Here is a 19,804-nt window from a genome sequence, read left to right as displayed (position 1 = left end):
CCTAGTCGCCCTGGTCGCCGTTCGTAGTCGAACGGTTCACGGACACCCCGCAGTATCGTGCTCCTCATGCACAGATCAACAGATGGCAACGCACCTGTAATGAAAGTTTTTGATCACGAACGCACGTAAGCGTGCTAGGACGGTCCTCAACTCCCCCGCGCGCCACAGGAGGCAGCCGTGCCCAACCGTCGTACGCCCGCCGCAGCCGTGTTCCTCACGGCCGTCCTTCTGACGCTCGGCGCCTGCGATCCAGGAGGTTCCGAAGGTTCCGACGCCGGTTCGACGCCGAGCGGGAAAGCCGCACCGGGCCCCTCGGTCATCGCTCCGGGCAAGCCGGGCGAGACGGCCGCGACCATGTCCGCGAAGGACGCGGCCAAGAAGAGAACCGACGACGACACCCCCAACTCGGCGGACTTCACCTACGTACAGATGATGATCACGCACCACGGCCAGGCCCTGACGATGACCGAACTCGCCCCGAAGCGCGCCGATTCCACGAAGGTCGAGCGTCTCGCCGACCGCATCGCTGCCGCGCAGCGTCCGGAGATCGGCGCCATGAAGGGCTGGCTGAAGAGTCACGGCGGCGCGAAGAAGCACTCGGGGCACGACCACGGGACGATGCCGGGCATGGCCACGGAGGGACAGCTGAAGCAGTTGCGCGCCGCGAAGGGCAAGGCGTTCGACGAACTCTTCCTGAAGCTGATGATCACCCACCACAACGGCGCGGTCACGATGGCGACGGATCTGCTCTCCGACGGAAACAACATCCAGGCCGAGGAGATGGCGAACGACGTGATCGCGCAGCAGACCGCGGAGATCGGCCGGATGCGCGAGATGTGATGCCGCGCCGCGGCACGGTCGCCGCACCTCTCAAGCGCGACTCCCTTCGGCCGACTCCCGCTCGTGCGGCGGCACGTGGTCGCGTCGCGGGAGGAGCAGCGGAGTGGCCAGGATGAGGATCCCGGCGATCCCGATCGCGGTGCGCGGCCCTGTGACACCGGCGAGGAGGCCCCACAGCCCGGTCAGGGCCGCGATGCTGAGCTTGCTGGTGACGGACCAGGCGGACAGGGTGCGGGCGACGCGGTCCGACGGTGTGTGATCGAGCCGGTAGGTGGCGAACACCGGGTTGAACACGCCCGAGCAGGTGATCAGGCCGAGCTCGACGACCATGACGAGTACGAGCCCGGCGGCACCAGGGCCGATGAAGGCAAGACCGAGCAGCCAACACGCGCGCAGCGTCCCTGCGGTGAGCAGGGTCCGGTGCCGCCCGAACCGTTGGACGAGCGGCTGGGCGAGCCGCGAGCCGATCAGGCCGCCGACGCAGGGCACGGCGAAGGCCAGGCCGTACTGCCAGGGCGCGAAGCCGAGTTCACCGACCATGAGGACGATGAGAAGTGGCGAAGTCGCCATGATCAGGCCGTTGTTGAGGATCATGTTGAAGAACAGCGGGCGCAGCATCGGGCCCGCGAGGATGTACCGCCATCCGTCGAGCAGATCGCCCGCCCGGAACCGGGACGGCTGCCCGGTGCGCCCGGGGTGCGGCTCCTTGCCGCCGATCGCGCGGATCCCCAGGGCCGAGAGCAGGAAGCTGACCGCGTCGGCCACCACGGTCATCACCGGCCCGAAGAGCCCGATCGCGGCTCCGCCCAGCGGCGGCCCGAGCATCAGTGCGGTCCAACTCGTGGACTCCAGACGACCGTTCGCGACGAGCAGGTCCTGCGTCCGCACGAGCGCCTTGAGGCTCGCACCGCTCGCCGCGCTGAAGGCGATGTCGGCCGCGCCGACGACGACCGCCACGAACAGGAGCTGGCCGAAGCCGAGCAGACCGAGCGCGAACGCGGCGGGGACGCTGAGCAGCGCCGCGCACCGGACCAGGTCCATCGCGATCATCACCGCTCGCTTGCGGCGGAACTCCACCCACGGTCCGAGCGGCACCGCGACCATCGCGCCCACCGCGAAGCCCGCCGCCGCGAGGACCGACACCTGCGTCGGACCGGCGTCCAGGGCGAGGATCGCGATCAAGGGGAAGGCGTCGAACGCGAGCCGCGTGCCGAACGCACTGACCGCGTAGGCCGCCCACAGCCATCCGAACTGCCGCCCCAAGGACCGCCTGGACCGCCCGGGCCGTTCGCCTCCCCCACTCGCTGCCACCTCTGCCATTCGTGCCATCCCCTGCCCTTGGACAACCGTTGCTTGACCTGCGGTATCCAATCCGGCGGCGGGCGCAGAGGGCAAACAACCGCATCGGTGGTCATGTACAACCATGAGCTGCGTGAGAGCGTCAACCATGGATCGCGTGAGGGCGTCGCGGCTTGCCCGCGACGGTCGTAACGTTTACTGTTACGACAAGTGAGGGGGTGCCGTGAGCGCCAACAGCAGGTTGACCGTCGCCGTGCACGCTCTGGCGTGGGTGGGTCTCTATCAGAGCCGAGGCTTCGAGGTAGCCACCTCGGAGCAGATCGCGGGCAGCGCGAACACCAATCCCGTGGTGATCCGGCGCTTGCTCGGTGAGCTCCGAACAGCAGGCCTGGTGCACGCCCAGCGCGGCACCGGAGCGGGATGGATGCTCAGCCGCGAACTCGCCACGATCACCTTGCTGGACGTGTACGAGGCCATCGGGTCGGGCCCGCTGTTCGGCATGCACCGCGCGGAGCCCAACAAGGACTGCGTCGTGGGCGCGGGCATCCAGCCCGCGCTGGGATGCGTCTACGACCGGCTCGACCAGACCGTTCGGACCGAGTTGGCCCGGACGACGGTGGCCGACGTCCTGAAAGACACACTTTCCTCTCAATGACCTCTCGATGACCTCTCGATGACCTCTCGATGACCTCTCGATGACCTCTCACTGACCGTTACGCGGCCGACGTGGCCGCTTCCTTCAGATCTTCAATGTAACTGTAATAGTTACGTCAATTAGTCAGGTGGAATCCATGGAGAACAAGGGACAGATGACCGGCAAGACCGCCTTGGTGACCGGAGCCTCCAGCGGCATCGGGCTGGCCGTGGCCCGACGCTTCGCCGCCGACGGAGCCACGGTGTATCTGGCCGGACGGCGGACCGCGGAGCTTGAGGCCGCCGCGGCGGAGGCCGGGCCCGCCGCGGTGGCCGTCCAGTGCGACGTGGCGCGGGCCGACGACCTCGACCGGCTCTTCGGCACCATCGAGCGGGACGGCCGCCGCCTTGACGTCGTGGTGGCCAACGCCGGAATCGGGGAGTACGTCCGCCTGGAGGACGCCACCGAGGATCATTTCGCCCGGACCTTCGACGTCAACGTCAAGGGAAGCCTGCTGACCGTGCAGAAGTCACTGCCTCTGCTGGCGCCGGGGGCGTCCGTCATTCTGCTGTCCTCCACCAACGCGGGACAGGGCGGTGAGGGGCTCGGGGTCTACGCGGCGTCCAAGGCCGCCATCCGGAGCCTGGCCCGCACGTGGGCCTCCGAGTTGGCGCCGAGGGGGGTGCGGGTGAACGTGATGACGCCCGGCCCCATCGCCACGCCGGGCATCGACGGCCTCGCGGCAGGGGTGGGGCAGGGCACCGAACAGTTCCACGCGGCACTTGCCTCCCAACTCCCCATGGGCCGCATGGGACGGCCCGAGGAAGCGGCCGCTCTGGCGGCCTTCCTGGCGAGCGAGCAGAGCTCTTTCAGTACCGGAGCCGAGTTCTTCGTCGACGGAGGACTGGCCCAGGTCTGACCTGCCCGGCCCAGCCGGCCAACAGGCGGCACGGGCCAGCCGACCAACAGGCGCCACGCCACCGCCGCCAGGTCGGTCCGCCCCGAAAGCGCGGCCGGCTCACCACCACGTACGTCACCGCGCGAGGAGTCACCATGCCCACACCCCAGCAGCCCGACAGCGTTCAGGACACGATCAGCCGCTTCCTCCACCTGCTGGCGGCGGCCGACGCTGACGGCCTGGCCGATCTGTTCGCCGACGACATCGACTGGTTCGTCCCCGGCGACAGCAGCCTGCCGTGGACCGGCCGCCGCACCCGCCGCGAGCAGGTGGCCGCCTACTTCCGCACGATGTGGCCCGTCTTCGTCGAAGGCGAGAGCGAGTCACGGATCGACCAGGTCCTGGTGGACGGCGACGAGGCGGCCCTGTTCGGCCGGTTCACACACACCGTCAAGTCCACCGGCCGCCGATTCACCACCCCCGTGGCCTTCCGCCTCACGGTCCGCGGCGGGCGCATCGAGCGTCTCCACCTGTTCGAGGACACCCTGGCCGTCGCCCGGGCCATGCCCCGGACGGACAGCTGACCGGGGCGGACGCAGAACCGGTCAGCGGCCGCTCACGGCGGCGGTGCAGCACCGCGCATGTGCGCTGACGTGCTCGTGCGCTCGTGCGCCCATGTGCTGGTGCGCTCGTGTGCGTCAACGGCGGTTGTGGCGCGAGGGCAGGGCGCCCGCGTCCCGCGCCGAGGCGATGAGCTTGAGGGACCTGCGGCGACTGCGCCCCGTCGCGTGCATCACCGCGAGCACGGGGTCGCGCCCCTCGGCCTGCGCCGTGCGGTACTCCTGAGCGGCCATCAGCCGCCCCTCGCGCCCGCGCGGCCACGACGGGCGGGCGCGGTGTGCGGCGGGCGGATGCGGGTGCTGGTGCTGGTGCTGGTGCTGGTGCGGTTGCGGGTGCGGGTGCGACGGGTCGTCGGCCGGATGCGGTGGCTGGGCGTGCAGGCCCTCCAGAGTGATCCGCCCTTCCGAGACCACGGCCCGCGCGTCGACGGCGGCTCCGTCACCGAAGGTCAGCCGTACGTGGAATGAGGGCTGGGACGGAGGCTGGGGCGAGGTCGGGAATGAGGGCGGGAATGAGGGCGGGAATGAGGGCGGGAATGAGGGCGAGCCAGCAGCATTCGGCCGATAGTGATCAGAAACGCCAAGAAAGGGGCTCTCAAGCACAATCAAAAGGTAGCCGGGCGATCGCATTAGGTCACGAACGGCACGCCCTGGAGCGAGCGCCCGGAGCGGATCCCGGAACGGTGCCCGGATCAACGCGCCCCTCACCACGTCTCCCCCTCGACGCACCGGAGTGCGATGCTGAGTTCACCCCCGAGGCCGCCTCGCGGAAGGAGCACCGCCGTGCTGCAGGTCGCCGTCGTCGGATCAGGCCCGAGCGGGGTCTACACCGCGCAGTCCCTTGTCCAGCAGGACCGCGTCCCGGGGGTGCGGGTCGACGTCATCGACCGGCTCCCCTGCCCCTACGGGCTCGTCCGTTACGGCGTCGCACCTGACCACGAGAAGATCAAGTCCCTTCAGGGGAACCTGCGTACGGTCCTCGAACACGACCGTGTCCGCTTCCTCGGCGGCATCGAGATCGGCCCCGGCGGATTCCCGACCGCGCGGCTGCTCGACCTTTACCACGCGGTCGTCTACTGCGTGGGCGCGGCGGCGGACCGCAGACTGGGCGTGCCGGGCGAGGATCTGCCGGGGAGCCATTCGGCCACGGAGTTCGTGTCCTGGTACAGCGCGCACCCGGACGCGGCGGCCGACGGCTTCGTACGAGGTGTGGAGTCCGCCGTGGTCATCGGCGTCGGGAACGTCGCGGTGGACGTCGCGCGGATGCTGGCGCGCGGCGCGGCCGAGCTGCGGCCCACCGACATTCCGCAGGCGGCGCTCGGGGTCCTCGCCGAGAGCCGGGTGCGCGAGGTCCACATGGTGGGGCGGCGCGGCCCTTCGCAGGCGCGCTTCACCACCAAGGAACTGCGCGAGCTCGGCTCGCTCCCGGACACCGACGTGAACGTGGACCCCGCGGAGCTGGCGCTCGATCCCGCGTACGCCGACCCCTCCGGCCTGCCCGCGGCGGGCCGCCGCAACGTCGAGGTGATGCGCGGCTGGGCCGAGCGCCCGGCGCGGCACCTGCCGCGCCGCATCCGGCTCCGGTTCTTCCTGCGCCCCGTGGCCGTGACGGAGGCGGCGGGGCGGGTCGGCGGGGTGCGGTTCGAGCGGACACTGCCGGACGGGCTCGGCGGAGTGAGGGGTTCCGGGCGGTACGAGGACATCGCGGGGCAGTTGGTCCTACGCTCGGTCGGCTACCGCGGGGTGCGCATCGACGGGCTGCCGTTCGATGACGGGCTCGGCACTGTGCCGCATGCGGCGGGGCGGGTGCTGCGGGGTGGCGTCGCGTCTGCCGGGGAGTATGTGGCGGGCTGGATCAAGAGGGGGCCTACGGGCGTCATCGGGACCAACCGCCCGTGCGCCAAGGAGACGGTGCTCTCCTTGCTCGACGACGCCCCCGCACTCGTACGGAGGGGGGCACAGAGGGGGGTGCCGGAGGATCCTCTGCCCGCTCTCCGTGACGCGGGCCTTCATCCCGTCGAGTGGCAGGGCTGGCTGGCGATCGAGCGCGCGGAGGCGGCGCTCGGCGTCTCGCTGGGGCGCGGGCCCGTGAAGATCCCCGACTGGCCCGGGCTGCTGGGGGCGGCCAGCGCACAACGCTGAGCGCTGAGCTGGGACCGTGCGGATGTGCGGGCCCGTTGGGGCTGATCGCGCAGTTCCCCGCGCCCCTGACCGGGCGCGACCGTGCCCGGTGCTTGACCGGCCCCGACCCTCTGCGGCGCACCACGCTGAGCGCTGAGCTGGGACCATGCACATCTGCGGGCCCGTTGGCGCTGAGCGCGCAGTTCCCCGCGCCCCCTACGGGGCGCGACCGTGCCCGGCGATCGACCGGCCCCGGCCCTCTGCGGCGCACAACGCTGAGCGCTGAGCTGGGACCGTGCGCATCTGCGGGCCCGTTGCGGCTGAGCGCGCAGTTCCCCGCGCCCCCTACGGGGCGCGACCGTGCCCGGCGATCGACCGGCCCCGACCACCTCTGCGGCGCACCACGCTGAGCGCTGAGCTGGGACCATGCACATCTGCGGGCCCGTGGGGGCTGAGCGCGCAGTTCCCCGCGCCCCCTACGGGGCGCGGCGCTTGGCTCGTGCTTCTATGGGGCGGCCGTGCGTTCTGCCTGTGTCCTCGCCGCCGCGAGGACGCTGTCCAGGAGCCCGGGGAAGAGTGCGTCCAGGTCGTCGCGGCGCAAACCGTTGAGCTTGGCCGTGCCTCGGTAGATCTGTTGGATCACGCCGCTCTCGCGCAGCACCCTGAAGTGGTGGGTGCTCGTGGACTTCGTGACGGGGAGATCGATCTGCGAACAGGAGAGCCCGTCGAGTCCCGCCCCGTCCCTGGCCAGCTGCCGTACGACCCGCAGGCGCATGGGGTCCGACAGTGCGTGGAGCACGCCCTCGAGCCGGATCTCCGCACGCGCCGGATGGTCGAGCGCACGGCTGCTGATCGGTGCGGCGGTCGTCATGACGGCTCCACTTCGTCGGGGCTTCACGTCCGGGCTTCGCGTCTTCTCGAAGGCCTCCATAGTACGAGACCCATCGTAGTTTGACATCTGCCGTACTACGAGGTCTATCGTACGACCGGAAACGAAGTCCGTGACGAATGGAGTCCGCCGTGAGCGCGCTGTTCGAGCCCTACACCCTGCGATCGCTGACCATCCCCAACCGCGTGTGGATGGCACCGATGTGCCAGTACTCGACCGAGGTGTTCGGGCCGAATGCGGGCGTCGCCAACGACTGGCACTTCGCGCACTACGCGGCGCGTGCCGCCGGCGGCACCGGCCTGATCCTCGTCGAGGCGTCGGCCGTGAGCCCCGAGGGCCGCATCAGCCCCGCCGACCTCGGGATATGGAACGACACGCAGGTCGAGGCGTTCCGCCGCATCACCGGCTTCCTGAAGACCCACGGCACCACTCCGGGCATCCAGATCGCCCACGCGGGCCGCAAGGCCTCGACCGACCGCCCCTGGAAGGGCGGCGGACCCCTCGGCCAGGACGCGCAAGGCTGGCAGCCGGTGGCGCCCAGCCCGCTCCCCTTCGACGAGGGCCACCTCCTGCCGCACGAACTCACCGTGCAGGAGATCCGCGACATCGTCGGGCAGTTCGCGGACGCGGCCCGGCGCGCGCTCGACGCGGGCTTCGAGGTCGTCGAGATCCACGGCGCACACGGCTACCTCATCGGCGAATTCCTCTCGCCGTTCAGCAATCACCGTACGGACGAGTACGGCGGCTCCTTCGAGAACCGCTCCCGGCTCGCCCTCGAAGTCGTCGACGCCGTCCGCGCGGTCTGGCCCGAGGAACTGCCCCTCTTCTTCCGGATCTCCGCGACCGACTGGCTGACGGAGAACCCCGAGGACGGGCGCGAGGGCTGGACGGCCGACGACACGGTCCGCCTCGCGAAGGAACTGCACGCCCACGGCGTGGACCTCCTGGACGTCTCCAGCGGAGGCAACGCCCCGAAGGCCCGCATCACGACGGGCCCCGGCTACCAGGTGCCCTTCGCGGCACGGGTGAAGGCGGAGACTTCGCTCCCCGTGGCCGCCGTCGGCCTGATCACCGACGCCGAGCAGGCGGAGAAGATCCTCGCCAACGGCGAGGCGGACGCCGTGCTCCTTGGCCGCGCGCTCCTGCGCAACCCCTCGTGGGCCCGGCACGCCGCGAACGAGCTCGGCGGTGAGGTCGCCACACCCCAGCAGTACCACCGGATGGTGTGAGCCCCACCGCGCACAGCCGCTTGCCGCCGCGCAGGGCTACTCGCCGCCGCACGACGTCTTCCTGAGTTTCCTGAACTCGACGTCGGTGGGCTTGTAGTCCTGCTCGAAGGCGCTCGCCCGCGCGGTCACCTTCGGGAAGTACGTCTGGAAGGCCAGGGACCAGTTGGTCTGGAGGAAGTCCTCCAGGACGGCGTTCAGCCGGTGGCAGTCCTCGGTCTGGCCCTCGCGCAGGCCGATCCCGTAGAACTGCCGGTTCTTGACCGTGATGTTCCGCGCCACCTCGACCTTGTCGGCGTACCGCGGGTCCTGGGCGAAACCCTCAAGGATGATCTTGTCCGTCCAGACGGCCTCGAAGTTGCCGTTGATGAGCTCCTTGACACATGTCTTGTAGCTGTTGCGGAGCTCGGCCACCACCTCCTGGCCAAGGGCGGCACGGACGGCCTTCTTCGCCTTGAGGTCCTGTTCGCTGTCCGGGTCGCCGGTGGATCCGCGCACGCTGCACACCCGCTTGCCGTCGACGTCCGCCAGCCTCGCGATGCCGGTGTAGTCCTTGCGGACAAGCACCCCTTGGTAGGTCTTGAAGTACGGAGCCGTGAAGTCGACCGCCTTGTCCCGCTGATCGGTGATGGAGTAGGTGGCCACCACCATGTCCATGCTCTTGTCGCTCAGCACGTTCTCGCGGTCGCGTGACTGGACGTCCCAGTCCGCGGCCTTGAAGTCGAGCTTCGAGCTGAGGAACTCCACCAACTGCGCCTCGAATCCGGCGAAGTCGTCCTCCTCCTCGCTGCGGGTGCTGAAGCCGGGCTGCCCCTTCTTCACCGCGATGTTCACCGTCCCGGTGAGTATCGAGGGCGGCGCGTCGCTCTTCTTGGTGGTGCCGCCCGGAGGCCGGGACGCGTCGGAGCCGTTCGCCGATCCGCCGTCGCTGCACGCGGCGGTCAGGCTGAGGGCGAGAAGGCATGCGGCGGTGACGAACCGCGGGCGTCGCGCTCTGAAGGACCTCGAGGACGCGCAGGACATGGAGGACATGGAGGACATGGACTCTCCCTTGGCTAGCGGCGGTACTCCGCCTTCTCGAGCGTGAGGCTGACCCGGCAGTCGTTGCTTTCGGCGCTGTCGGCCAGCTGTATGTCGACCGAGACCTCCGGTCCCGTGTCGTTCACCAGGTCGAGCGTGGTGGTGAGGGTGCGTTCCAGGTCGACGGGGCCCTTCGCTTCGATGTCCGCGCCCTGGAACCGCAGGCTGCTCAGGGCCAGGCAGGGGGAGCCCCCCGCCACCCCGTCCCGCGCCGCGAGGGTGACCCTCAATTCGGTGCTGCCGCCCGGATCGGTCTTCACGGTGATCCTCGCCGTTCCGTCCGCGTCGAGAGTGGCGTCCGTCAGCTCTGCCCGGGGCGTCACGTCGACCGGCCGCCCCACGAGCACCCACGAGCGGATGCCCCAGATGACGACGCCGACAAGGAGCGCGACGAACATCGCGCCGAGGAAGGCCCGCAGATGCTGCGCCGCCTCGGGCCGTTCGCTCCTGGCCGCGCGCCCCGTCATGGTCGAGGCGTACGCGATGAAGAGGGTGGCCGCGGTCACCGCGGCCGCCGTGCCGCCCCAGATCGCGACGGCCACGAGGACGAGCATCGCCACGAGATGAAGGGTGAACTGCTGCCCGAGGAAGCGCTTTTCCTTGGAGTCCGGTGTACGTGTCTGCCCGCCGCCCTCCGGGGCGCGCTCAGTCGGCGCAATCATGTGACACCCCCGCGTACAACTGATGCGTGTGGAGGGCAAGGATGCCACAGAGAGTGACGTGAAACACCACAACCCGCGTTATTTCAGGAGGTGTTCGGGGTGTCACATTCTTGGCCAAGGGTCGGCGACTGGGGACATCCCTAGGTGACTCCCTGACGCGAGGGGCGAACCGGGATTCGTACCGTGGATCTCTGTCGCGATGTGTCACGGTTCGGGGCCTTCACCGGCCCTCGGGAGGGCGTTGTGCGTTACGTCATCGAGGTGTTCCGCTCGCCTGGGGGCGTGCACGGGAACGTGGTGGATGAGGGAGACCAGCAAGGAGACACGGGCCGCCGCACTCAGTTCCACGGCTGGCTCGAACTGCTCTCGCTGCTCGAACCGCCCCCGGACGCCGCCTCCGACGAGAACGGAGAACCGGCCTCCGCGGCGGATGGTGACTCCTGTGACGCCTGATCCCACGGCACGGCAAACACCTCTCCGGGAGCCGGGAATCTGCTTGTACCGACACCGGTCCCGGCATCATCGTGGACGTTCAGGGCCATGCGCCCGGCACGGTTCGCCGTCACAGCCCCGGCGCCCGTACCGGGTGCCGACATGTGGGGGCGGTGATGACGTCCGGCGACATACTGAACGGCCATGTCCACACACAGGCTCCGCATGAGGCGTTCTCCGGCCGCAGGCGCGAACTGACAGCGCTCCAGGACGAGTTCCGCAGCGCGTGCGAAGGTGTGCCCCGTCTCGTCCTGATCGACGGGCCCGGCGGCATCGGCAAGACCGCACTGGTGCGCAGGTTCCTGGACACGGCGGGCGAGGCATGCGTACTGCAGGCCAGCGGCGAGGAGAACGAGAGCGCGCTGCCCTGTGGGGTGCTCGCCCAGTTCGTCGGGCAGAGCCCGATCCCGCTGCCGGACTGCCTCGGTTCGCTGGTCCGCACGCCCCGCTCGGCGCCCGGCACCCTGCCGCCGCTCTCGGCCGGCTTCGGACTGCTCGACCTGCTGAGCGAGTTGCAGGACAAGGGACCTGTCATCCTGGTGCTCGACGACGCCCACTGGGCCGACTCCGCGTCCCTGAACGCGCTGACCTTCGCGCTGCGGCGGCTGCGCGTCGACAAGGTCCTGGCGATCGTGACGGCGCGGGACCCACAGGCACCCCAGCTGCCGGACGGCATTCGCAGGCTGCTCGCGGACGTCCGCACCCGGCGGATCCCGCTGCACGGCCTCAGCCCGGACGAACTGGGCTCCCTCAGCGCGCAGTTGTGGGCGGACCGGCTGCCGCACTCCGCCTCCGTACGTCTCCACGACCACACGCACGGCAATCCGCTGCACGCTCGCGCACTCCTCGACCAGGTGCCCTCGCACGTCCTGCGGGACGTCACCACACCGCTGCCCGCACCCCGTTCGTACGCCATGCTGGTGCTCGCCAACCTCGCGGAGTGCGGGCCCCAGGCACTGCGGCTCGTCCAGGCGGTCAGCGTGCTCGGGCTCTCCTGCCCGCTGAGCGTGGCCGCCTCGCTCGCCCGCGTCACCGCACCTCTGCCCGCGCTCGAACGGGCCGTCAAGGCAGGGCTGCTGAAGGAGACGCAACCAGGGGCCACGCCCGAGATCACCTTCCCGCATCCACTCGTCCACGCCGCCGTCTACCAGGACATCGGTCCCGCGCACCGGGCCGACCTGCACACGCGGGCCGCGGCCCTGGTCGGCGACGACTACGCGAGCCTGCGGCACCGAGTGCTCGCCTCCACCGGACCCGACGAGCATCTCGCCGCCGCGCTCGCCGCCTGCGCGCGGCGCGAGGCGGCCACCGGGCAGTGGGCGGTCGCGGGCACCCACCTGCGCCACGCGTCACGCGTGGCGACGACCGACCCGGAACGCGACCGGCTCGCCGTCGAGGCGGTCGAGGCGCTGCTGCTCGACGGCCGGGTGCACGAGTCGGCCGAGCTCGCGGCCGGTCTCTCGGCAGGCGCGGATCCGGCGCTGCGGGGCTACGTACGCGGATATGTGGCGCGCGTCCAAGGGCGCATGGAGCAGGCGCAGACACTGCTCGTCGACGCCTGGAACCAGTGCGACCAGGAGAGCGATCCCTCGCTGGCCGCGCGGGCGGCCGAACAGCTGAGCTACGCCGCCGTGATGCGGGGGCGCTCGGCCGACGCCGCCCGGTGGGCGGAACGCGCACAGCGGCTCTCCACTCTTCAGGGTCCGAGCCGGATGCTGCGCTTCAACCACCTTCTCGCGCTGGGGCTCAGCGGGTTCGCCAAGAAGGGAATCGAACTCGCCGGTGACCTTCCCGATCCCCTCCTCGTCCCGCCCGCGAAGATCGACCTGCTGCTCGCACGGGGTCAGTTGAGGCTCTGGTCGGATGATCTGCCGGGCGCGCGAACGGACTTGCTCGGCGCTGTGGCCAACTGCCGCAAGGGGTCGGTGCCGCTACGGCTGCTCTCCGCATCGGCGCTCGCGCAGACCCTGCACCGGCTCGGCGACTGGGACGAGGCGCTGATCCACGCCGAGGCCTCCGCGTCGATCGCCGACGACACCGAGCAGTCGTGGCTCAAGCCCGTCACGCACGCCATCGCCAGCTGGATCCTCTCGGCACGCGGCAGTTGGGACCGCGCGTCGGTGCACCTGCGGCTCGCCCTGGACGCGCCCGGCTGCGACGAGAGCGCGCTCGCGTACGCCTACGCGGCCTCGGCGCACGGGGCCTTCGCCGAGGCGCGCGCGGAGCCCGAGCGGGTCGTCGAGGCCCTTCGGCCGCTGCTCGACTTCGCCACGCACGACGGGGTGAACGAACCGGGCGTGGTGTCCTGGCGTGAACTCCTGGTCGACGCGCACATCCAGCTGGGCGAGTTCGACGAGGCGGAAGCGGTCCTTCTCCCCTACGAGGAGCGGGCGTCGGCGCGCGGGCAGCACGCGGCGCTCTCCGCCGCGGCACGGGTGCGCGGCAATCTGCACGCGGCGCGCCGTGAGACGGGCCGCGCCCAGGCGTCGTTCCTGCGCGCGCACGACCAGGCGGCGCAGGTCCCCTCACCCTTCGGCCGCGCCCGCGTCGAGCTCGACCACGGGGCGTTCCTGCGCAGGATCGGCCGCCGCTCGGTCGCCGTGACCCAGTTGCAGGCGGCGTACACGACGATGAGTGAGCTGGGCGCCGCGCCCTACCTGGCGCGGTGCGAGCGGGAGCTCGACGCCTGTGGGCGTGCGGCGCCCCCGCGGCCCGCGCACGACCCGGGGGACGTCGACTCCGCCGCCGAAGGGCTCACTCCGCAGGAGCTGGCCGTCGCGCGTCTCGCCTCGCAGGGTTTCACCAACCGGCAGATCGCCACCGCCCTCGCACTGAGCGTCAAGACCATCGAGTACCACTTGGGCCACACCTATACGAAGCTCGGGATCGCCTCGCGCATCGGGCTCGTGCACCACTTCGCCCCCCAGGACCGGCGCAGGTCCTCCTAGCCCGTCCCCTGGCCGGAGCCCTGGCACACCGGGGTTATCCCTGGGCGGTTCCCTGAGGCACCCTGCCGCCGCCCGGCGTAGGTTCTTGGCTGATCAGGGGACGGGACGCACAATCGGGGGTGCACAGATGACTGTCACGGACTGTCCGGCGGTACGCGAAGACGCGCCACCGGCCCTACGTCTGCGGCTGCTCGGGGGATTCCACCTCGGCGAGGGCGACGGCGACGGGCAGGTCGGCGTGTCCTCCAGCGGGCAGCAGTTGCTCGCCCTGCTCGGTCTTCACGGTCCCGCGACGCGTTCGGTGCTCGCCGGGACACTGTGGCCCGATGTCACCGAGGAGCGTGCGCGTGCCTGCCTCCGCACCGCCATCTGGCGTCTCAACGCGGCGAGTTCGGCCGTCATCGATCCCCGGCCCGGGGTGCTCGCGCTCAGTCGGCGCGTCCGGATGGACGTCCAGGACTTCACCGTCACGGCCCACCACATGCTCGCGGCCTCGGCAGAGGGGACCGGGGCCGCGTGCGCCTCGCTGATGGGCATGGGCGAACTGCTGCCCGGCTGGTGCCAGGACTGGGTGGTGTTCGAGCGCGAGCGGCTGCACCAGCTGCGGCTGCACGTGCTCGAGGCCCTTTCGGCGCGGCTCGTGGCGCGGGAGCAGTACGCCCCCGCCCTTGAGGCCGCGTTGGAGTGCACGCGGATCGATCCCCTGCGCGAGAGCGCGCACCGGGCGGTCGTGACGGTGCACCTCGCCGAGAACAACCTCGCGGAGGCGGTGCGCCACTTCAAGGCGTTCCGCGGGCTGCTCCGCACGGAGCTCGGCATCGAACCCTCGGAGCAGTTCCGCACGATGGTGCGCCGCGCACTCCCTGAGTGAGGCAGCCATGGTGACCGTGAACGCGGCGGGGGTTCTCCAAGAACGGGTGACGCGCCACCACGTCACCGCCGGCCTGTCTGTCCGTGCGCGCTCGGGGGCGCACGGGCCGCAGGCCGGCCCATCCACCCCTGCCGGCCGTGTCGGGGGACGCGGCCGGCAGGCCACCGACGCTCCACCACGCACGGACACGGGGGTGCCGCGCGCGGCGAAGGAGGCGTCGGGAGCGGCGACGGCCGGGGGCAGCGCCTCCCGGCCGTCGCGGCCGCACTACCTCCACGGGCCTCGCTGAGGCCCTCGCGGGCGCCTGAGCTCCTCGATGGCCGAGTCGACCGTCCTGTGGGGCAGACCGGTCCTGCGGCACAGTTCCTCCCGGTCCAGGCTGCTGAGGACTTCGTCGACGGACCTGCCCTCGACGCTCACGATCTCCCGTACGTAGCGTTGGACGCGGTCGACCGGATCGGTCGCCGCAGGGTACGTCGTGCCTCCGGTGCCACCCGGCGCGAGGGCACGCGCACCGGCGTCCGGTCGCTGCTCCTGCTCCAGCCAGGTGGTCCAGACGCCGCGCCCCACGAGATGCTCCGCCACGCTCTCCACCACCGAGCCGTCCGGGAGGATCCCCGGGGCGGCCGCGTCCGCCCGGACGAGCAGACGGCAGGACGCGGCGAGCATCGGCGGCGACACGACGGGCTCCACCGGCTCACCGAGCAGGGTGCACAGGGCGGCGATGTCCGGCTGGACGGGCGCGTAGTGGACGAGCCTCTCCACGACCGTGCGGATCTGCCCCAGGTCGGGACGGGGGTGCAGCAGCAGCGCGTGGGCGCCGACGATGCCCAGGAAGGGGTTGACGTCCTCGGACCGGGCCAGCTGCATGAGCTGCCGGTTCGACACGAGGTCGATGCCCTGCCGCAGTCCGGAGAGCGCGGCTTCCAGGGCGAGCCCGAGGGTGCGGTCCGCGGGCTGCCAGCCGGCGCCCCGGCGCACCATCTGGATCGAGGCGAACTGCGGCTGCGGGCCCTGCGGTCCGTTGCTCACGAACACCAGGGTGGTCCATCCGTCGAGCACGTGCAGCGCCTGCGCGAGGGGCGGGCCGTCGGCGGGCACCCTGCGGGGGCGCAACCGGTAGCCGCCCGGCGGCAGTTCGCAGCTCCAGGCCGACCATTCCTCGCCGCCCGAAGGCTCCCAACCGCGGGCTCCGCCGTCGACGGGGCGGCCGTCCGGGCCGGCGATCTCCAGCGCGAACGGGTCCAGTTGCCAGCCCCGGCGCAGATTGCGGATCAGCACCATCAGGGTCGGCGAGCCTTCGCCGTACGTCGTCCGTGTGCTCCAGCGTGCCGCCGCCGCCCGGTGGTCCTCACGGGTCGTGGGGGTGCCCTCGACGGGTGTGGGCGTGGGCATGTCGGGCAGTGCGAGCCGCTCGGTGAACGGCTCGGCGCCGACCTCGACGAATCGACTCTCGACCGAACCGCCGAACCGCTGCTCGATGCGGTAGATACCGGGCTGCAGCATGGTGTCGACGGTGCCCATCGCGTGCGCCACCTCACGGAACGCGGAGTCCGTGACGGTGACGAGTACCGATGGGGTGTCCGGTATGACGACGAACGGCACCCCCTCCCTCGCGTCCCCTCCTGAACGCCGCGGGTGCTCAGAGCTGGACACCATTGCCACCACCTGTCAGTACCTCGAAGAATCCACCGTTGCGGAAGTCGGGCGCGGTCCAGCTCTCCGGAGTGGCGCGGTAGTAACCGGCGGCGAGCTTCTCGACGCTCTCCTCCGCTTCGACGTGCAGCCGCAGCGGCGACTCGTCGAGGTCACCGCCGCGCAGCTGCACCCAGCCGCGGAATCCCGCCGGGAACCGCAGTGTCACCGGGTCCGCAGAGCGCTCAAGCCCCTCCGCGAAGATCATCGGCGTGTTGGTGCCCTTGATGAACTTGGCCTTCTGCGGGATCAGAGCCTCTTTCGTACGGGCCCGCACACAAGGTCCGACGAAGTCGGCGAGGCTGTCCGAGGTGACCGTGCCCTCGGGCGTGGGCTTCGCGCCGCGCAGCCCTTCAAGGACCGCGGTCGTGAAGTGCCCACGGGCCCGGTCCCGGTCGGGATTCTGCTCCTCGTAGGCGGGGTCTCCGAGCGAGGTCGCGAACCCGACGAAGTAGTCGACGTCCTCCGGCGCCTCGGTGCTCCCGGTGAAGGGCGGGGCGAAGACCTCGACGCCGCCGAAGCGGGTGCGGCAGCAGTCGGCCAGGAAGACCACCTCGTGGAACGGCGACGCCGACTCGTACCAGTTCAGGTACTGCCGTACCGCGACATGGCTGCCCATGTAGTCCCTGGCGGCGTTGGCCATGAGCAGCGCCGCGTCGCTGTTGTTGGTCGGCGAGAACCCGTGCCCCGCCAGGAAGACGTAGAGCCGTGTCGCCCGCCACGCGTCGGACCGCTCCTCCTCGGGCCGCGCTCTGACGGCCTCCCCCGCCGCCGTGTGCGCCCGGTAGAGCGCCCGGTCCACGTACTCCTTGGTCGGCACGGCGTTCAGGAAGTCGTCGGTGAGCTCGTCCTCCTTGGTGGCGGTGACCAGGTGGACGTTGGCCTCGGGCAGGGACCCTCCCCCGGGTTCGACGAGCCAGTCGCGGAACCGGCACGCATCACCCCGCGCCCCCTGTAGGTCACCGATGGCCGGGTATCGGTTGATGCCGACGACCACGGCGTAGTGCAGGTCGTTCATCGGTCTCTCCCCCGTCGGTCGCGATCGGTCGGTCGCGTCAGTCGGCGAGCATGGTGACCACGCTCGCGAGCACGTCCGGGTCGTGGTCGAAGGCCACGTGACTGCGCGCCCCCGAGCGCAGGCCCGGACCGCCGTCACCGGGCGACCACACGGTGCGTGCGGAATCGGCGCGCAGGAAACCGCGCAGGTCGTCCGAGTCGGGCCCCACGGCGGCGGCGTCCAGGTACCAGTGCTGCATCCCCGCGATCGGCATGACGGCGGACCGCTGGGAAGGCCCCCGTTCAAGGACTCCGGAGACGAAGTACAGCAGCGACCTCGGGTACAGGAACGGCACGAGGTGGTCGGCCCGCTCCGCCGGGTCGGTCATGGTGAACATCCGGAACCGGTCGAAGAGTTCGGCCTGGCGGCGGATCACGGGAGCGATCTGCGCCACCGTACAGGCGGGCGCCAGGAGCACCACGTCCCGCAGCCGGAAGTCGGCGGGCACGGGGTCGTCGACCGCGGCGCGCCTGCGCGCGAGGTCGTCGAGCAGGTTGCCGATGAACACGGCGCCCGCGCTGTGGCCGACCACGGTCACCTGGGGGCGGATGCCGGTGGCGAGGAGCTCGGCGAACCGGTCCAGGAAGTACCGGCCCGCGCGGACCTCGTCGCCCGCGGCGGCGAAGGTGTCCGCGGTCTGCCGCTTCATCGCGTCCCAGATCGCGGCGCCCACACTGGCGAGGTAGAACTCGCGGAGGATCTCCTCGACGACCGTCGGGTAGAGCCCGTGGTCGTTGCGCTGCCGGAAGCGGCCGACGACGGCGGCCACCACCCGCACGGTCTTGCGCACCATCAACGCGGTGCTCACCAGGGCACGTTCCCCCGTGCCCGCCCTGGCCGCGAGGTCGGCCACGACATCCGGTGACATCAGGGTGACCGCCGCGGCACGCCCCCCGATGACTTCTCGCGCCGCGGCGGTCGGCTCGTTGGCCTGCCAAGTGTCCGGGGGCATCGCCGATTTCACGATCTCCCGGGTGCGCTCGGCCAGTTCGGTGTCCGCCGAGAGCTCGACGGCGATCTGGGTCTGCTCGGACTCGCTCAGCGGCGGCACGTCCTGCGGCGCGATCATCCGCGCGTAAGGCTCCTGCCCCGTCCGCACCTGGGCGAGTTCGGCTGCTACCGACCACGAGGTGGGGGCGGCCACAAGACCCCGCTGTCCCGGCTCCTTGAACACGGTGCCGGTGGCGTACCGGGTGACCCTGTTGAGCAGCGTGCGAAAGACGCTCTCGTTCAGGATCTGCGGCAGGTTGCCCCGCAGCGTCTCGAGCAGCCCGCTGCTCCACACGAAGAAGACGGGATCGACGCCCGCCGCCTCGTACACGGGCGCGAGCCGCTCGGCGGTGGCGAACCCCAGTGTGTCGTCGATGAGCCCACCGTGGAAGTGCAGCACGACGCGCGGCCGGTCCTTGAGCCCGGCGACGAGCCCGTCGATGTCGGCGGTGGTGGTCGAGGCGAGCCGACCACCCTGCCTGCTGTGGATGCACCGATCACGGAAGGAAGCCATGCCCAGGAACGTAGGGCGGCCCGGCCGTCCCGACATCGGGGACGGCCTCAGGGATAACCCCTGACCGGTAAGGCCAGGAGGACTAGGAACCCGAGGGGGCGCCCATCCACTCGGCCTCGTATCCCGCGTACGTCCCGTCGTGCGTGGCCAGATGCGTGAACTGGTCGACGTACTCCTTGAACTCCTCGTCCCCGCGCGGCAGGGCGTACGCCTTCTCGGAGAAGGTGAAGGGCTTGTCGGGGTGCAGCGAGCAGAGTTCGGGGTGGATCTTGGCCTGGTAGCGGGTCTCGCTCGCGTCCGTCATCATCACGTCCGCGCGGCCCTCGACGATCTCCTGGAAGATCGTGGTGTTCTCCGGGTGCAGCTTGATGGTGGCCTGCTTGATGCTCGCGCGCGCGAACTGCTCGTTCGTGCCACCGGGGTTCACGATGACGGTGGTGCCCGCCTTGTCGATGTCCTTGAGCGTGCCCTCGCCGAACTTCTCCTTGTCGGCGCAGCGCACGATCGGCGTCTTGCCGTCCTCGCGGGTCGGCTCGCTGAAGTAGACCTGGCGGGCGCGCGGCAGGGTGATGGAGACGCCGCCGACCGCGATGTCGCAGCGGCCAGCCGCGACGTCCTTGGTCAGGTTCGCCCAGGTCGTGGCCACGTACGAGGGCTTGGCATCGAGGCTTTCGGCCAGGTCGTCGGCCATCTTGATGTCCACGCCGCTGTACGTTCCCTCGGCGGGGTCGAGGTGGGTGAAGGGGCGGTAGTCGCCCGTCGTGCACACCTTCAGGACGCCCGACTTCGGCACGGAGTCAAGGAGGCTGCCGTGGTGGCGGTCCTTGCCGCGCCCTGCGTCGGGCGACGCGGGCGCGGCAGCCGTGAGGGCGAGCAGACAGACCAGGGCGGACAGGGTGGCGGCGCGCTTCACGGGGGCTCCTCCGGACGGGTTCGCGGCTCGAAGGGATCACCTTCGCAGAACCGTT

At 70.8% G+C, this 19,804-nt stretch carries 18 protein-coding genes; 9 read left to right on the top strand and 9 right to left on the bottom strand.

The features are described from left to right. Positions 1-177 precede the first annotated feature (177 nt). Positions 178-840, top strand: coding sequence for a DUF305 domain-containing protein (locus tag ACFVXC_RS15795; protein WP_389905636.1), 663 nt, complete (start codon positions 178-180; stop codon positions 838-840). A gap of 30 nt (positions 841-870) precedes the next feature. On the opposite strand, the gene ACFVXC_RS15790 is transcribed toward ACFVXC_RS15795, so the two are convergent. After that, on the bottom strand, positions 871-2,160 hold the full coding sequence (locus ACFVXC_RS15790; RefSeq protein WP_389905634.1) for an MFS transporter: 1,290 nt from the start codon (positions 2,158-2,160) through the stop codon (positions 871-873). A 202-nt stretch (positions 2,161-2,362) separates the two neighbouring features. Between ACFVXC_RS15790 and ACFVXC_RS15785 the strand changes: the two genes are divergently transcribed. From ACFVXC_RS15785 to ACFVXC_RS15775, 3 genes are all read left to right on the top strand, one after another. Further along, positions 2,363-2,794 (top strand): Rrf2 family transcriptional regulator, encoded by a 432-nt coding sequence (locus ACFVXC_RS15785; protein WP_389905632.1) that lies wholly within the window; start codon positions 2,363-2,365, stop codon positions 2,792-2,794. A gap of 136 nt (positions 2,795-2,930) precedes the next feature. Next, positions 2,931-3,692, top strand: a complete 762-nt coding sequence (locus ACFVXC_RS15780; RefSeq protein WP_389905631.1) for an SDR family NAD(P)-dependent oxidoreductase — start codon at positions 2,931-2,933, stop codon at positions 3,690-3,692. 134 nt (positions 3,693-3,826) lie between these two features. Then, on the top strand, positions 3,827-4,255 hold the full coding sequence (locus ACFVXC_RS15775; protein WP_389905629.1) for a nuclear transport factor 2 family protein: 429 nt from the start codon (positions 3,827-3,829) through the stop codon (positions 4,253-4,255). 114 nt (positions 4,256-4,369) lie between these two features. Here ACFVXC_RS15775 and ACFVXC_RS15770 read toward each other — a convergent pair whose 3' ends face one another. Further along, positions 4,370-4,897: a DUF6214 family protein gene (locus ACFVXC_RS15770; RefSeq protein ID WP_389905946.1), complete on the bottom strand. Its 528-nt coding sequence runs from the start codon at positions 4,895-4,897 to the stop codon at positions 4,370-4,372. Positions 4,898-5,074: 177 nt separating this feature from the next. Here ACFVXC_RS15770 and ACFVXC_RS15765 point away from each other — a divergent pair, with 177 nt between their 5' ends. Then, a complete protein-coding gene (locus tag ACFVXC_RS15765; protein ID WP_389905627.1) occupies positions 5,075-6,433 on the top strand; it encodes an FAD-dependent oxidoreductase in 1,359 nt (452 codons plus the stop codon). A 484-nt stretch (positions 6,434-6,917) separates the two neighbouring features. Here the strand turns inward: ACFVXC_RS15765 and ACFVXC_RS15760 are convergent, their stop codons facing one another. Continuing rightward, the gene (locus tag ACFVXC_RS15760) at positions 6,918-7,283 is read right to left on the bottom strand and encodes an ArsR/SmtB family transcription factor (RefSeq protein WP_389905625.1); all 366 of its coding nucleotides are present in this window, start codon (positions 7,281-7,283) and stop codon (positions 6,918-6,920) included. A gap of 149 nt (positions 7,284-7,432) precedes the next feature. Between ACFVXC_RS15760 and ACFVXC_RS15755 the strand changes: the two genes are divergently transcribed. Beyond that, entirely contained in the window at positions 7,433-8,530 is a 1,098-nt protein-coding gene (locus tag ACFVXC_RS15755; protein WP_389905624.1) for an NADH:flavin oxidoreductase/NADH oxidase, read from the top strand. A gap of 36 nt (positions 8,531-8,566) precedes the next feature. On the opposite strand, the gene ACFVXC_RS15750 is transcribed toward ACFVXC_RS15755, so the two are convergent. Next, positions 8,567-9,568, bottom strand: coding sequence for a transporter substrate-binding domain-containing protein (locus ACFVXC_RS15750; RefSeq protein ID WP_389905622.1), 1,002 nt, complete (start codon positions 9,566-9,568; stop codon positions 8,567-8,569). Positions 9,569-9,582: 14 nt separating this feature from the next. Then, positions 9,583-10,269 (bottom strand): hypothetical protein, encoded by a 687-nt coding sequence (locus ACFVXC_RS15745; RefSeq protein WP_389905620.1) that lies wholly within the window; start codon positions 10,267-10,269, stop codon positions 9,583-9,585. 243 nt (positions 10,270-10,512) lie between these two features. Here ACFVXC_RS15745 and ACFVXC_RS15740 point away from each other — a divergent pair, with 243 nt between their 5' ends. From ACFVXC_RS15740 to ACFVXC_RS15730, 3 genes are all read left to right on the top strand, one after another. Next, complete coding sequence (locus ACFVXC_RS15740; RefSeq protein ID WP_389905618.1) at positions 10,513-10,722, top strand: hypothetical protein; 210 nt, start codon at positions 10,513-10,515, stop codon at positions 10,720-10,722. A gap of 155 nt (positions 10,723-10,877) precedes the next feature. After that, positions 10,878-13,709, top strand: a complete 2,832-nt coding sequence (locus tag ACFVXC_RS15735; protein ID WP_389905617.1) for an AAA family ATPase — start codon at positions 10,878-10,880, stop codon at positions 13,707-13,709. A 127-nt stretch (positions 13,710-13,836) separates the two neighbouring features. Continuing rightward, positions 13,837-14,580 carry a BTAD domain-containing putative transcriptional regulator gene (locus ACFVXC_RS15730; RefSeq protein WP_389905616.1) on the top strand — a complete coding sequence of 248 codons (744 nt, stop codon included), beginning with the start codon at positions 13,837-13,839 and terminating at the stop codon, positions 14,578-14,580. A gap of 267 nt (positions 14,581-14,847) precedes the next feature. Here the strand turns inward: ACFVXC_RS15730 and ACFVXC_RS15725 are convergent, their stop codons facing one another. From ACFVXC_RS15725 to ACFVXC_RS15710, 4 genes are all read right to left on the bottom strand, one after another. Next, entirely contained in the window at positions 14,848-16,185 is a 1,338-nt protein-coding gene (locus ACFVXC_RS15725; protein WP_389905615.1) for a hypothetical protein, read from the bottom strand. A gap of 37 nt (positions 16,186-16,222) precedes the next feature. Next, on the bottom strand, positions 16,223-17,293 hold the full coding sequence (locus tag ACFVXC_RS15720) for a hypothetical protein (protein WP_389905613.1): 1,071 nt from the start codon (positions 17,291-17,293) through the stop codon (positions 16,223-16,225). 37 nt (positions 17,294-17,330) lie between these two features. Beyond that, the gene (locus tag ACFVXC_RS15715; protein ID WP_389905611.1) at positions 17,331-18,836 is read right to left on the bottom strand and encodes a hypothetical protein; all 1,506 of its coding nucleotides are present in this window, start codon (positions 18,834-18,836) and stop codon (positions 17,331-17,333) included. 82 nt (positions 18,837-18,918) lie between these two features. Continuing rightward, on the bottom strand, positions 18,919-19,749 hold the full coding sequence (locus tag ACFVXC_RS15710; RefSeq protein ID WP_389905610.1) for a transporter substrate-binding domain-containing protein: 831 nt from the start codon (positions 19,747-19,749) through the stop codon (positions 18,919-18,921). Between the last annotated feature and the right edge of the window lie 55 nt (positions 19,750-19,804).

Origin of the sequence: Streptomyces sp. NPDC058257, assembly GCF_042881845.1 — a bacterium.
GTDB lineage: Bacteria > Actinomycetota > Actinomycetes > Streptomycetales > Streptomycetaceae > Streptomyces.
The sequence above is the reverse complement of the archived record's forward strand: the minus strand, read 5'-3'. Positions and strand labels throughout refer to the sequence as shown.